This is a genomic window from Mesorhizobium sp. WSM3866 (assembly GCF_002294795.1).
Classification (GTDB): domain Bacteria; phylum Pseudomonadota; class Alphaproteobacteria; order Rhizobiales; family Rhizobiaceae; genus Mesorhizobium.
This window is the reverse complement of sequence record NZ_NSGC01000005.1, coordinates 75,174-87,986: the sequence shown is the minus strand read 5'-3', so window position 1 is coordinate 87,986 and position 12,813 is coordinate 75,174. Positions and strand designations below refer to the sequence as shown.

The window sequence follows — 12,813 nt, the reverse complement described above, 5'->3', positions numbered from 1 at the left end:
GAAAATGCTGGCCTTCCCTGCCAGCCGCGACTAAGCCTCTCGCCATGACTGACACAAGTGAAAAACCGGACGGTAAGGTCGGCGTGGTCATTGTCGCCGCCGGCCGCGGCGCCCGTGCCGGACAGGCCGAGGGGCCGAAGCAGTATCAGCGCATCGGCGGACGCGCCGTCATTGCGCATACGCTGGAAAGATTCCTGTCACATCCAGCCGTCGGGCCAGTGGTGGTGGCGATCCACGCCGACGACCGCGAGCTGTTCGAGCGCGCGGCGGGAGCTAATGCTACGCACACGCTCATCGTCATGGGCGGTCCGTCCCGCCAGGCTTCCGTCCGGCTGGGACTTTTGGCGCTGAGGGAGCAGGCGCCGGCAAAGGTGCTGGTGCATGATGCGGTGCGCCCGTTTGTCGACCATGGGCTCATCGACCGAACCATCGAGGCCATCGGCGAGCGCCAGGGCGCCCTGCCGGCGCTGCCCGTCGCCGACACGCTCAAGCGGGAATCGGCCGAGGGCATGATCGAGGAGACGGTGTCGAGGGCCGGCCTGCACGCGGCGCAGACACCGCAAGGCTTCCCGTTCTGGCCGTTGCTGGCGGCGCACGAGAAGGCGCATCATCTCGGCAAAAGCGAGTTCACCGACGACGCGGCGATCGCCGAATGGGCGCATATTCCGGTCAAGATCGTCCAGGGCTCGCCGGACAACATCAAGCTCACCTGGGCAAGGGATATCGCGATGGCCGACCAGCGGCTCTCAAATGCGCTGCCGCGCTTTCCGGACATCCGCACCGGCAATGGCTACGATGTGCACGCGTTCGAAGCGGGCGACCATGTCACTCTGTGCGGGGTCACTATCCCCTATGACCGGAAACTCTCCGGCCATTCGGACGCCGATGTCGGGCTTCATGCGCTCACCGATGCGTTGCTCGCCACCTGCGGCGCCGGCGACATCGGCACGCATTTCCCGCCGTCGGACCCGCAATGGAAGGGCGTTGCCTCGAAAATCTTCGTCGAGCATGCGGCGACGCTGGTGCGCGAGCGCGGCGGGCGCATCGCCAATGCCGATATCACGCTGATCTGCGAGGCGCCGCGGGTGGGGCCGCATCGCGAGGCGATGACGGCGGCGCTGGCGGCGATGCTCGGCATTGCGCCGGAACGCGTTTCCATCAAAGCGACGACCAACGAGAAGCTCGGCTTTGTCGGGCGCGGCGAAGGCATTGCGGCGATCGCGACCGCCAGCGTCGTCTATCCGGGAGACGTGCCGGCATGAGCAACGCGGAATTAGCCAACGCCCTGCTCCAGGCTTGTCAGCAGCGCGGCATCATGCTGGCCACGGCCGAGAGCTGCACCGGCGGTCTGATCATTGCAGCACTGACCGACATTGCCGGCTCTTCCGCCGTGGTCGATCGCGGCTTCATCACCTATTCCAACGAAGCCAAGATGGAGATGCTCGGCGTCTCCGCGGCGACGCTTGAGGCGCATGGCGCGGTCTCGGGTGCGACGGTCAGGGAGATGGCTGCGGGCGCGCTGACGCATTCGCGCGCGAGCCTCTCCCTTGCGGTCACCGGAATTGCCGGCCCGAGCGGCGGCTCGTCGGAAAAGCCGGTGGGTCTCGTCTGGTTCGGGATGGCATTTGCCGGCCAGCCGGCCGTCGTCGAGCGCCAGCTGTTTGGTCATAAGGGGCGGGAATTCATCCGCCACGAGACGGTCCGGCACGCGCTGCAGCTCGGCCTGCGAGCGCTGGCCTAGGCTATCCGCGGATCGGGCGTGCCTTGCGCTGCGCCGTAGATCACGTTCGCTCGCTTCTCGAATGCTTCGGAAAACATGCGGAAGGCGCGATCGAACATCGTGCCCATCAGCGCGCCGAGAATGCGGCTCTTGAATTCGTAGTCGATGAAGAAATGCACTTCGCAGCCGCCATCGGCCGGATCGAAGCGCCAGATGTTGCTGAGATATTTGAACGGGCCGTCGATGTATTTGACGTCGATGGCGTTCTCGTCGGGCTTGAGCAGCACCTGGGTCGTAAAGGTCTCGCGGATCGCCTTGTAGCCGATGCTCATGTCGGCGACGAGGATGGTGCGGCCGTCGCGCTCCTTGCGCGAGCGCACCGTCAGCGCCTCGCAGAGCGGCAGGAATTGCGGATAGGTCTCGATATCCGCCACCAGCGCGAACATCTGTTCCGGCGTGTAGGCGACGCGGCGGGTGGCTTCGAATTTCGGCATGAAAGCGTCAGCTGGCCTTCTTGAGCTGCGCCTCGCGCGCAGCGCGCAGCCTGGCGAAATCCTCGCCGGCATGATGCGAGGAGCGCGTCAGCGGGCTCGAAGCGACCAGCAGGAAGCCCTTCGTCTTGCCGATCGTCTCAAAGGACTTGAACTCGTCCGGCGTGATGAAGCGGATCACCGGATGGTGCTTCTTCGAAGGCTGCAGGTATTGGCCGATGGTCATGAAGTCGACATTTGCCGAACGCAGGTCATCCATGAGCTGCAGCACTTCGTTCCGCTCCTCGCCGAGGCCAACCATGATGCCGGACTTGGTGAAGATCGACGGATCGAGTTCTTTCACGCGCTGCAGCAGCCGGATCGAGTGGAAGTAGCGGGCGCCGGGCCGCACCGTCAGGTAATTCGACGGCACGGTTTCCAGATTGTGGTTGAAGACGTCGGGCTTGGCGGCAACGACGATCTCTAGCGCGCCGTCCTTGCGCAGGAAGTCGGGCGTCAGGATCTCGATCGTCGTTGAAGGCGCGGCGGCGCGGATGGCGTGGATGACGTCGGCGAAATGCTGCGCGCCGCCGTCGTCGAGGTCGTCGCGGTCGACCGATGTGATGACGACGTGGCTGAGGCCCATCTGCTTGACCGCATGGGCGACACGCGCCGGCTCGTCCGCGTCGAGGGCGGTCGGGATGCCGGTGGCGACATTGCAGAAGGCGCAGGCGCGCGTGCAGATCTCGCCCATGATCATGAAGGTGGCGTGCTTCTTGTCCCAGCATTCACCGATGTTCGGACATCCGGCCTCCTCGCACACCGTTACCAGCTTGTGCGACTTCACGATCTCGCGTGTCTCGGCGTAACCCTTCGAAACCGGCGCCTTGACGCGGATCCAGTCCGGCTTGCGCAGCACTTCCTGGTCCGGCCTGTGCGCCTTTTCGGGATGCCGCGGGCGCGGCGCATTGGCGATCGTGTCGAGAACAGTGACCATTTCGAACCCTTCGCGGCCGCCCGCGTCGCGGCCGCCTGTCTGCGTCATCTAGGACTTTTCGGAATAAAGAAAAAGGCCACGCCGGCGCATGCCGCCACGGCCATTTTCGCATAACGGACTTCGCTGGGGCTCAGCGCCGTACCAGCCGGCCGACAAAGATCAGCAGGCAGGCGCCGATGAAACCGGTGATGAGATAGGCGAACCAGCCGGCGCCGAAGGACTGGATGTTGAGAGCCTGTAAGATCGCATTCAGAACGATCGCGCCGACGATACCCAAAATGATGTTCATGAAGATGCCGGTGTTGCTCTTCATGACCATTTCGGCGAGCCATCCGGCCAAGCCTCCGATGATGATGGCTGCTATCCAGCCCACGCCATTCACGTCCATATGCCAATTCCTCCTTGATCAGGTGAAAATGCATCCGGATACGAACTGCTTTGCCCTCAGAATCCTCCGGCTGCCGCGTCTGAGTCTCGCGCGAGCAGTCTATCATGCGTTCAATGCGCGGCCATAGGCGTCGAGCACGCTTTCCTTCATCATCTCCGACAGGGTCGGATGCGGGAAGATCGTGTGCATCAGCTCTTCCTCGGTGGTCTCCAGGTTCATCGCCACGACGAAACCCTGGATGAGTTCGGTCACCTCGGCGCCGATCATATGCGCGCCCAGCAGCTGCCCGGTCTTCTTGTCGAAGATGGTCTTGATGAAGCCCTGGTCCTCGCCGAGCGCGATGGCTTTGCCGTTGGCGCCGAACTGGAAGCGACCGACGCGGATGTCCTTGCCCTCGGCCTTGGCCTTGGCTTCGGTCAGGCCGACCGAGGCGACGTGCGGGCTGCAATAGGTGCAGCCCGGGATCTTCAGCTTGTCGATGGCGTGCACGCCCGGGATATTGGCGATCTTCTCGACGCAGATCACGCCCTCGTGCTCGGCCTTGTGGGCGAGCATCGGCGGCCCGGCCACATCGCCGATGGCGTAGATGCCGGGCACGTTCGTCCTGCCGTAGCCGTCGACCGCGACACAGCCGCGATCCGTCTTGACGCCGAGCGCCTCGAGGCCGAGGCCCTCGATATTGCCTTGTACGCCGACGGCCGAGATCATGCGGTCGGCGGTGATCTTCTCGACCTTGCCGTCCTTCATCTCGACATGCGCGGTGACCGAGTTGGCACCCTTCGCGACCTTGGTCACCTTGGCCTCGAGCAGGATCTTCATGCCCTGCTTCTCGAACTGTTTCTGCGCAAATTTCGAGACCTCGGCATCCTCGACCGGCATCACCGCCGGCAAAAGCTCGACCACGGTCACATCGGCGCCCATGGTGCGGTAGAAGGAGGCGAACTCGATGCCGATGGCGCCCGAGCCCATCACCAGCAGCGACTTCGGCATCTCCTTCGGAACCATGGCCTCGAAATAGGTCCAGATCAGCTTGCCGTCCGGCTCGATGCCAGGCAGCGCGCGCGGCCGCGCGCCGGTTGCGAGGATGATGTGCTTGGCGGTGTAGGTGCCCTCGCCCTTGACGCCTTTCGGCACCGGCGGCTGCGGCTCCATCGGCTTCTTGGCGGTCTTGGCGACGACGACCTCACCAGGCTTGGAAAGCTTAGCCTCACCCCAGATGACGTCGACCTTGTTCTTCTTCATCAGGAAGGCGACACCGCCATTCAGCCTGAGAGACACCTTTCGCGAGCGGTCGACGACGGCTGCGGTGTCGGGGCTGACCTTGCCGTCGAGCTTAAGGCCGTAATCCTTGAGGTGGTTCGAATAGTGCATGATCTCCGCCGAGCGCAGCAGCGCCTTGGTCGGGATGCAACCCCAGTTGAGGCAGATGCCGCCGAGATGCTCGCGCTCGACGATCGCCGTCTTGAAGCCGAGCTGGGCGGAACGCACAGCGGTGACATAGCCGCCGGGGCCTGAGCCGATGATAATGACGTCGTAGTTCTCAGCCACGGGTTTCTCCCTGATTTTTCTCGGGGTTAGAAGGAAAGCATCACACGCACGGGGGGCGCCAGCGCCTGACCGATCCGCCGCGTGTTTTCGGCATCGAGATGGACGCCGTCGAGCGGCGTGGTGACGGCGACGGAGCCGGCGTCGAAGAAGCCGCAGCCGGCCTCGTCGGCAAGCGAGGAATATTGCGGCGCCAGCCGCTTCGAGGCGTCATCGCCGCCGGCGAACATTTCCTTGAATTCGGCATTCTCGGTGCGCGTCACCGCGGGCGGCGCGACAATGAGGATCTGCGGAGCCGGCCAGTCGAACGGATAGTCGTGGCCGCGCACGATATCGATCAGGCGCTGCATACCCTGCTTGGCGGCAACGGGATTGCCGTGGATCCACGGCTTCATGTCGTTTGCGCCCAGCATGATGATGATCAGGTCGAGCGGCGCGTGCGTCGTAAGGATCGTCGGCAGCGCTCTCGCGCCGTTGCGGTCGGCACCGGCGAGGTGATCGTCAAAGGCGGTGGTGCGGCCGTTCAGCCCTTCGGCGATGACATCGATGCCGTCGCCCAGCGCCGTCTTGAGAACGCTCGGCCAGCGGTCCTCCAGCGCATGGCGCCCGAGGTTGGCAGCGTCGTAGCCCCAGGTCAGCGAGTCGCCGTAACAGAGAATAGTCTTCATGCGCTTGCCCCACCCCTGCCGAACCCCGCCGACGAGCGCTTGAGTTGCCAGCGCACGAACCGCCATTGCACGATGATCGCCGCTGCGCCCGGCAGGATCAGCCCGGCAACGATCGAAAGGTCATTTGCGGTCGCCCGGCTCTCGGCCGGCACCGAAAACGTCCAGCCCACCAGCGCCAGCAGCCCGAGACAGAAAAGCGCAAGCAGCAGCCACAGCATCCCATCGAGCGCCCGCACCGGCTTGCCTCGGAATTGAACGAGGAAGAAGGCGACCGTGACCACAACGACGATAATCACCGTGGCCGCGAAGACCAGAATGCATTCCTCTGTCGCGCCGGTGATGACCGCCAGCTCTTGAACGACAAGTACGTCGGCCAGACCGGAAAGAATGAAGGCGAAAAGGCTGGTGAAGAAATTCCGCACCGCCTTTTTCCCTTCCTTACACCAGCATGCCCATCGGGTTTTCGATCATGCGCTTGAAGGCGCCGAGCAGCTCCGCACCGAGCGCGCCGTCGACGGCGCGGTGATCGGTCGACAGCGTCACCGACATTATGGTCGCGATCTTGATCTCGCCTTTCTTCACGATGGCGCGCTCCTCGCCGGCGCCGACCGCAAGGATCGTGGCGTGCGGCGGGTTGATAACGGCGGCAAAATCCTTGACGCCGAACATGCCGAGATTGGACACGGCCGTGGTGCCGCCCTGGTACTCTTCGGGCTTCAGTTTGCGGCCGCGTGCGCGGCTTGCCAGATCCTTCATCTCGTTGGAGATAACGGACAGCGTCTTTTCGTCGGCATGGCGGATGATCGGCGTGATCAGGCCGCCGGGTATCGACACGGCGACGCCGACATCGGCGTGCTTGTGCTTGACCATGGCGTTTTCGGTCCAGGAGGCGTTGGCGTCCGGCACCGCCATCAGCGCCATCGCCATCGCCTTGATCACCATGTCGTTGACCGAGAGCTTGTAGGCCGGGACCTCGCCCTTCTCGGTTTTCCGCATTGGGGCCGCGGCGTTGAGCTGCGTGCGCAGCGCGAGCAGCGCATCGAGCTCGCAGTCGAGCGTCAGATAGAAATGCGGAATGGTGCTCTTGGCCTCGACCAGCCGGCGCGCAATGGTCTTGCGCATATTGTCGTGCGGAACGAGTTCGTAAGAGCCTTCCGCGAACAGCTTCAGCACCTGATCGTCTAACATCGGCTTCGGCGCGGGGGCAGGAGCGCCTGCGGGCGCACCGGCAGGAGCCTTGGCGGCAGGCGCAGCCTTGGCGCCGCCCGAGGCGATCGCCGCCTCGACATCGGCCTTCACCACGCGGCCATGCGGGCCGGAACCGGCCAGCGCTGAAACGTCGACGCCGGCATCCTTCGCGATGCGGCGGGCGAGCGGCGAGGCAAACACGCGCTCGCCTCCGGCGTGGCCGTTGGCGACCGGTGCAGGCTCGGCCTTCGCCGGCGCGGCCGCCGGCTTCGGCGCTTCCTTGGGCGCCTCGGCCTTCGCAGGGTCCGCTTTCGGAGCCTCCGCCTTGGGCGCCGCACCGCCATCGCTCTTTGCGGCAGCACCGGCGTCCTCGCCTTCGCCTGCCAGAATGGCGATCACCGCATTGACCTTGACGCCTTCGGTGCCTGCCGGAACGACCAGCTTAGCGACTGTGCCCTCATCGACCGCTTCGACTTCCATCGTCGCCTTGTCGGTCTCGATCTCCGCGATCACGTCACCGGGCGCAACATGATCGCCTTCCTTGACCAGCCACTTGGCGAGATTGCCCTCTTCCATGGTGGGCGAGAGAGCCGGCATGGTGATGTTGATTGGCATGTTGTCCTCCCGACCGGCTCAGCGATAGGTGACGGCTTTGACCGCCTCGACGACCTCGCCGACATTGGGCAACGCCAGCTTTTCGAGGTTCGCCGCGTAAGGCATCGGCACATCCTTGCCGGCGATGGTGATGACCGGCGCATCGAGGAAGTCGAAGGCGCGCTGCGAGACCTGGCTGGCGATGTGGTCGCCGACCGAGCTCTGCGGGAAGCCTTCCTCCACCACGACCAGCCGGTTGGTCTTCTTGACCGAGGCGATGATGGTATCGAAGTCGAGCGGACGGACGGTTCTCAAATCGATGATCTCGGCGTCAAGGCCCATGCCGCGCAGTTCGGCCTCGGCCTTGACCGCATAGGTCATGCCGATGCCGAAGGAGACGAGGGTGACGTCCCTGCCCTGCTTGTGCACACGCGCCTTGCCGATCGGCAGCACGAAATCGTCGAGCTTCGGCACGTCGAAGGACTGGCCGTAGAGAATCTCGTTCTCGAGGAAGATGACCGGGTTCGGATCGCGGATCGCGGCCTTGAGCAGGCCCTTGGCGTCGGCGGCCGTGTAAGGCATCACCACTTTCAGGCCGGGGATGTGGCTGTACCAGGCGGCGTAGCACTGCGAGTGCTGGGCGGCGACACGGGCCGCGGCGCCGTTCGGGCCGCGGAAGACGATCGGCGCGCCCATCTGGCCGCCGGACATATAGAGTGTCTTGGCGGCCGAATTGATGATCTGATCGATCGCCTGCATGGCGAAGTTGAAGGTCATGAACTCGACGATCGGCTTCAGGCCTGCCATCGCCGCGCCCACACCGACGCCGGCAAAGCCATGCTCGGTGATCGGGGTATCGACGACGCGGCGCGGCCCGAACTCCTGCAGCAGGCCTTGCGTGATCTTGTAGGCGCCCTGGTATTCGGCAACTTCCTCGCCCATGACGAAGACATCGCCGTCGCGGCGCATTTCCTCGGCCATCGCGTCACGCAGCGCCTCGCGCACCGTGGTCGAGACCATTTCGGTGCCGGCAGGGATGTCCGGATCGGCCGCGACTTCCGCCTTCGGCGCGGCGGCGACAGGCGCAGCCGCCTCGCTTTTGGCCGCGGCGGGCGCCGGTGCCGGCGCGGCCGCTTCAGCCTTGGGCTCTTCTTCGCCGATGCCTTCGCCGGCCTTGTCGACGTCTTCGCCGTCGACCGCAAGCACGGCGATCAACGCGTTGACCTTGACGCCTTCGGTGCCGGCCGGAACCACGATCTTGGCGAGCGTGCCTTCATCGACGGCTTCGACCTCCATCGTCGCCTTGTCGGTCTCGATCTCGGCGATGACGTCGCCGGCGACGACCTTGTCGCCTTCGTTCTTCAACCACTTGGAAAGATTGCCCTCTTCCATCGTCGGCGAGAGAGCGGGCATGAGAATTTCGATCGGCATGTCCGTGCCCTCCTTAGAGTACGATGTCGGTCCAGAGCTCGGACGGATCCGGCTCGGCGTCGTGCTGGGCAAATTCGGCGGCGTCGGCGACGATGTCGCGGACCTCCTTGTCGATGGCCTTGAGATCGTCTTCGCTCGCCCACCTCTTATCGATCAGGCGCGCCTTGACCTGTTCGATTGGGTCGTGCTCCGAGCGCATCTTCTGCACTTCTTCCTTGGAGCGATACTTCGCCGGGTCGGACATCGAATGCCCGCGATAGCGATAGGTCTGCATCTCGAGGATCAGCGGGCCGTTGCCGGCGCGGCACCATTCGGCGGCGACGTCGCCGGCTGCCTTGACCGCGCGAACGTCCATGCCGTCGACCTGCATGCCGGGAATCTTGAAGGAAGCGCCGCGGTTGGAGAAGTCGGTCTCGGCGGATGAGCGCGACACCGATGTGCCCATGGCGTAGCGATTGTTCTCGATGATGTAGATTACCGGCAGCTTCCACAGCGAGGCCATGTTGAAGCTTTCATAGACCTGGCCCTGGTTGGCGGCGCCGTCGCCGAAATAGGTCAGCGAGACATTCTTGTTGTCGCGGTAGCGGTTGGCGAAGGCCAGGCCTGTGCCCAGCGACACCTGCGCGCCCACGATGCCGTGGCCGCCATAGAAATGCTTCTCCTTGGAGAACATGTGCATGGAGCCGCCCTTGCCTTTCGACAGGCCGCCACGGCGCCCGGTGAGCTCGGCCATGACGCCGCGCGGCGACAGATCCATCGCCAGCATGTGGCCATGGTCGCGATAGGCGGTGATCATCTGGTCGCCCTCGATCAGCGCCATCTTCATGCCGGTAACGACGGCCTCCTGGCCGATATAGAGGTGGCAGAAGCCGCCGATAAAGCCCATGCCGTAAAGCTGGCCCGCCTTCTCCTCGAAGCGGCGAATGAGCAGCATGTGCCGGTAGGCGGAGAGCTCTTCTTCTTTGGTGAAGTCGGCTGGCTTGGGGGTGGAAAGGGCCGACGATTTGCCCTCGGATCTGGATTTGGACTTGGCAGGCGCTTTTCTGGCGGCGGTGGCCATACATCACTCCCTGTTGGCGTCTCTTCGCGGACATTCAAGGGAGAGCGACCCGTCTCCCCACCGATTTGAGCGAGGCTAACACGCAAGAGTGCAATGCGCCATGCTGAAAAATGCATGGCTGACATGCATCCTAAGCGATTAGAATCATTGCAAATAAGTTTGATTAACCGAAATTCGGTTATTTTGCCGAAGCCGGCAGCATGATGGTGATTTCGTCTGGATGGGACAGATTGAGCGCCTTTCGGGCCTGCTCGTCAAGCATGTCCTTTTCCAGCGTGCCTTCATGCATGAGCTGGACACGACGTTCGAAGTCGATCCGGCGCGCCTTGACCGCGTCGAGCTGAGTCTGGAGTTCGGCCGCCTGGGCCTGCAGCCGATATTTGGAGTAGATGCCGAACTCCCCGTGATAGGCATGGAAGCCGAAATAGGCGAGAAACAGCACGCAGAGCGACGGAACGATCAGCCTGCCGGTGTTTCTCTGCTTGTGCTGACGTGTCCACATGACCCGACCCCTTTCGGCCGCGAGCGCAAGCGGCTGTTCGAGTCTTTTTTCGCCCGATTGTGCTTAATGGACGGTTACGGCTGGCTGGACTGAGACCTGCCGAAACAAAAAGAGGCGGGGAAACCCGCCTCTCCGCCTCTTTCAACAACCAAGACAGTTTGTCCGGATCAGCCCTTGACCACCGACTTGCCGGCGTAGCGCGCCTGCCGGCCGAGCTCTTCCTCGATCCGGATGAGCTGGTTGTACTTGGCCATGCGGTCTGAGCGCGACAGCGAGCCGGTCTTGATCTGCCCGCAGTTGGTGGCGACGGCGAGGTCGGCAATGGTCGAATCCTCGGTCTCGCCCGAGCGGTGCGACATGACGGCGGTGTAGCCGGCCTTGTGCGCGGTCTCGACCGCGTCGAGCGTTTCGGTGAGCGAGCCGATCTGGTTGACCTTGACCAGGATCGAGTTGGCGACGCCCATGCGGATACCGTCGCGCAGTCGCGCCGTGTTGGTGACGAACAGATCGTCGCCGACCAATTGGGTCTTCTTGCCGATCAGATCGGTCAGGTATTTCCAGCCCTCCCAATCGTCCTCGGCAAGGCCGTCCTCGATGGTGACGATCGGATAATCGGAAGCGAGCTTGGCGAGGTATTTGGCCTGCGCCTTCGGATCGCGGGTCTTCTTCTCGCCCTCATAGACGTAGTTGCCGTCCTTGAAGAACTCGGTCGCCGCGCAGTCGAGGCCGAGCGCCACGTCCTCGCCCGGCTTGAAGCCGGCCTTCTCGATCGATTCCATGATGAAATCGAGGGCCGACGGCGCGCTCTTCAGGTTGGGGGCGAAACCGCCCTCGTCGCCGACATTGGTGTTGTGGCCGGCATCCTTGAGCTTCTTTCTCAGCGTATGGAAGATTTCAGAGCCCCAACGCACGCCGTCGCGCAGCGTCGGCGCGCCGACCGGCAGGATCATGAATTCCTGAAAGTCGATCGGGTTGTCGGCATGAGCGCCGCCATTGATGATGTTCATCATCGGCACCGGCAGGATGTGCGCCTTGGCGCCGCCGACATAGCGGTAGAGCGGCAGCCCGGCGGCCTCGGCGGCGGCCTTGGCCACCGCCAGCGACACGCCGAGGATGGCGTTGGCGCCGAGCCGGCTCTTGTTCGGAGTGCCGTCGAGCTCGATCATCGTCTGGTCGATATGGATCTGGTTCTCGGCTTCCATGCCGCCGATCGCCTCGAATAACTCGCCGTTCACCGCCTCGACGGCGCCCTGGACTCCCTTGCCGAGATAGCGCGGCCCGCCGTCGCGCAGCTCGACCGCCTCATGCGCGCCGGTCGAGGCGCCCGACGGAACGGCGGCGCGGCCCATCGAGCCGTCTTCCAGCACCACGTCGACCTCGACGGTCGGATTTCCACGGCTGTCCAGGATTTCACGCCCGACAATGTCGATGATGGCGGTCATTGCGATGTCCCCGATTGATCGATTGAAGCGTCGCGCCCCTCTTAGCCAAAGCCCGGCAAAAGGCAATTGGGCGGTCCGTAATAATTGCCGGCGACAAGATTCACGAAGCGCAAATCTTTGTCATCATTAGTCATGCGCGCGACTCGCCCTTCTGATTTATGGTCGTGTTTGCGCGGGGCGAAACACGAGGAGTTTCGCCATGTCTCAGTTGAGCGGTATCGTGAGTTTGTTCCTGATCGCGGCGGCGTTCCTAACGTCCTGCGAAACCCAGAAGCCTCAGCAGAACTCCACGGAGCTATCCACCCTTCGGACCGCTGAATAGGTTCCTCAACGCTCGAAGGCCCCCGGACCCGGGGGCCTTCTCGATTCTGGAAGCAGCCGCTCAGGCCGATCAGTGCCAGTAAGGCTTCACGTGGTAGTATTCGAAGGATGCGTCGCGGGCCGCTTCACCATCGGCGCCGGTCAATTCCTCGATCGAGTAGGCCGGTGCCGCCTTGAGCTGTTCCTTCGTGAAAGGCACGACGTAGCCGCCCATGTTTTCATCATAGTCGAGGCTTGCCCACGGAATGGCGTGATACTTCTCGCCCATGCCGAGGAAGCCGCCGAAGCCGATAACCGCGAACATGATCCCGTTCGACATCTTGTCGAGCATCACGTCCTCAATGCTGCCGATGCTGTCGCCGGCGGTGTTGTAGACCGAGGTGCCGATGACGCGTGAGGCGGCGATGGCTTCGGTGTGGCCAGACGGAGTGGTCATTGTTGTGCTCCTCTCATTTGATTGTCCGTTGTGGACAATGAGGGGAGCGGG

Annotated in this window: 14 protein-coding genes; 2 read left to right on the top strand and 12 right to left on the bottom strand. The window is 63.6% G+C overall.

The window, feature by feature from the left end:
• Positions 1-44 precede the first annotated feature (44 nt).
• Entirely contained in the window at positions 45-1,262 is a 1,218-nt protein-coding gene (locus CK222_RS13500) for a bifunctional 2-C-methyl-D-erythritol 4-phosphate cytidylyltransferase/2-C-methyl-D-erythritol 2,4-cyclodiphosphate synthase (protein ID WP_067321361.1), read from the top strand.
• Positions 1,259-1,741: a CinA family protein gene (locus CK222_RS13495; RefSeq protein WP_095800700.1), complete on the top strand. Its 483-nt coding sequence runs from the start codon at positions 1,259-1,261 to the stop codon at positions 1,739-1,741. The genes CK222_RS13500 and CK222_RS13495 overlap by 4 nt, the downstream gene beginning before the upstream one ends.
• Here CK222_RS13495 and CK222_RS13490 read toward each other — a convergent pair.
• From CK222_RS13490 to CK222_RS13435, 12 genes are all read right to left on the bottom strand, one after another.
• Positions 1,738-2,214 carry a type II toxin-antitoxin system RatA family toxin gene (locus CK222_RS13490; protein ID WP_066989693.1) on the bottom strand — a complete coding sequence of 159 codons (477 nt, stop codon included), beginning with the start codon at positions 2,212-2,214 and terminating at the stop codon, positions 1,738-1,740. The two genes, CK222_RS13495 and CK222_RS13490, sit on opposite strands and share 4 nt — an antisense overlap.
• Positions 2,215-2,221: 7 nt before the next feature.
• Complete coding sequence (gene lipA, locus CK222_RS13485) at positions 2,222-3,187, bottom strand: lipoyl synthase (protein WP_066989925.1); 966 nt, start codon at positions 3,185-3,187, stop codon at positions 2,222-2,224.
• A 130-nt stretch (positions 3,188-3,317) separates the two neighbouring features.
• Positions 3,318-3,575: a GlsB/YeaQ/YmgE family stress response membrane protein gene (locus CK222_RS13480; protein WP_067321367.1), complete on the bottom strand. Its 258-nt coding sequence runs from the start codon at positions 3,573-3,575 to the stop codon at positions 3,318-3,320.
• A gap of 102 nt (positions 3,576-3,677) precedes the next feature.
• Positions 3,678-5,123 carry a dihydrolipoyl dehydrogenase gene (lpdA, locus tag CK222_RS13475; protein WP_095800699.1) on the bottom strand — a complete coding sequence of 482 codons (1,446 nt, stop codon included), beginning with the start codon at positions 5,121-5,123 and terminating at the stop codon, positions 3,678-3,680.
• 26 nt (positions 5,124-5,149) lie between these two features.
• On the bottom strand, positions 5,150-5,788 hold the full coding sequence (locus CK222_RS13470) for an SGNH/GDSL hydrolase family protein (RefSeq protein WP_095800698.1): 639 nt from the start codon (positions 5,786-5,788) through the stop codon (positions 5,150-5,152).
• Positions 5,785-6,210 carry a hypothetical protein gene (locus tag CK222_RS13465; protein ID WP_095800697.1) on the bottom strand — a complete coding sequence of 142 codons (426 nt, stop codon included), beginning with the start codon at positions 6,208-6,210 and terminating at the stop codon, positions 5,785-5,787. The genes CK222_RS13470 and CK222_RS13465 overlap by 4 nt, the downstream gene beginning before the upstream one ends.
• A gap of 16 nt (positions 6,211-6,226) precedes the next feature.
• On the bottom strand, positions 6,227-7,591 hold the full coding sequence (locus CK222_RS13460) for a pyruvate dehydrogenase complex dihydrolipoamide acetyltransferase (protein WP_095800696.1): 1,365 nt from the start codon (positions 7,589-7,591) through the stop codon (positions 6,227-6,229).
• 18 nt (positions 7,592-7,609) lie between these two features.
• Entirely contained in the window at positions 7,610-9,001 is a 1,392-nt protein-coding gene (locus CK222_RS13455) for a pyruvate dehydrogenase complex E1 component subunit beta (RefSeq protein WP_067321383.1), read from the bottom strand.
• 13 nt (positions 9,002-9,014) lie between these two features.
• Entirely contained in the window at positions 9,015-10,061 is a 1,047-nt protein-coding gene (gene pdhA, locus CK222_RS13450) for a pyruvate dehydrogenase (acetyl-transferring) E1 component subunit alpha (RefSeq protein ID WP_095800695.1), read from the bottom strand.
• A 178-nt stretch (positions 10,062-10,239) separates the two neighbouring features.
• Positions 10,240-10,563 (bottom strand): septum formation initiator family protein, encoded by a 324-nt coding sequence (locus CK222_RS13445; protein WP_095800694.1) that lies wholly within the window; start codon positions 10,561-10,563, stop codon positions 10,240-10,242.
• A 167-nt stretch (positions 10,564-10,730) separates the two neighbouring features.
• Positions 10,731-12,005: a phosphopyruvate hydratase gene (eno, locus tag CK222_RS13440; protein WP_066989668.1), complete on the bottom strand. Its 1,275-nt coding sequence runs from the start codon at positions 12,003-12,005 to the stop codon at positions 10,731-10,733.
• Positions 12,006-12,396: 391 nt separating this feature from the next.
• On the bottom strand, positions 12,397-12,762 hold the full coding sequence (locus CK222_RS13435; protein WP_066989666.1) for a PRC-barrel domain-containing protein: 366 nt from the start codon (positions 12,760-12,762) through the stop codon (positions 12,397-12,399).
• Positions 12,763-12,813 lie beyond the last annotated feature (51 nt).

What these genes read in the sequence shown, in the direction of transcription:
- CK222_RS13500 (WP_067321361.1), top strand. Translation starts at nt 45, where the DNA reads ATGACTGACACAAGTGAAAAACCGGACGGTAAGGTCGGCGTGGTCATT.
- CK222_RS13495 (WP_095800700.1), top strand. Translation starts at nt 1,259, where the DNA reads ATGAGCAACGCGGAATTAGCCAACGCCCTGCTCCAGGCTTGTCAGCAG.
- CK222_RS13490 (WP_066989693.1), bottom strand. Translation starts at nt 2,214, where the DNA reads ATGCCGAAATTCGAAGCCACCCGCCGCGTCGCCTACACGCCGGAACAG.
- lipA (WP_066989925.1), bottom strand. Translation starts at nt 3,187, where the DNA reads ATGGTCACTGTTCTCGACACGATCGCCAATGCGCCGCGCCCGCGGCAT.
- CK222_RS13480 (WP_067321367.1), bottom strand. Translation starts at nt 3,575, where the DNA reads ATGGACGTGAATGGCGTGGGCTGGATAGCAGCCATCATCATCGGAGGC.
- CK222_RS13470 (WP_095800698.1), bottom strand. Translation starts at nt 5,788, where the DNA reads ATGAAGACTATTCTCTGTTACGGCGACTCGCTGACCTGGGGCTACGAC.
- CK222_RS13460 (WP_095800696.1), bottom strand. Translation starts at nt 7,591, where the DNA reads ATGCCAATCAACATCACCATGCCGGCTCTCTCGCCCACCATGGAAGAG.
- CK222_RS13455 (WP_067321383.1), bottom strand. Translation starts at nt 9,001, where the DNA reads ATGCCGATCGAAATTCTCATGCCCGCTCTCTCGCCGACGATGGAAGAG.
- pdhA (WP_095800695.1), bottom strand. Translation starts at nt 10,061, where the DNA reads ATGGCCACCGCCGCCAGAAAAGCGCCTGCCAAGTCCAAATCCAGATCC.
- CK222_RS13445 (WP_095800694.1), bottom strand. Translation starts at nt 10,563, where the DNA reads ATGTGGACACGTCAGCACAAGCAGAGAAACACCGGCAGGCTGATCGTT.
- eno (WP_066989668.1), bottom strand. Translation starts at nt 12,005, where the DNA reads ATGACCGCCATCATCGACATTGTCGGGCGTGAAATCCTGGACAGCCGT.
- CK222_RS13435 (WP_066989666.1), bottom strand. Translation starts at nt 12,762, where the DNA reads ATGACCACTCCGTCTGGCCACACCGAAGCCATCGCCGCCTCACGCGTC.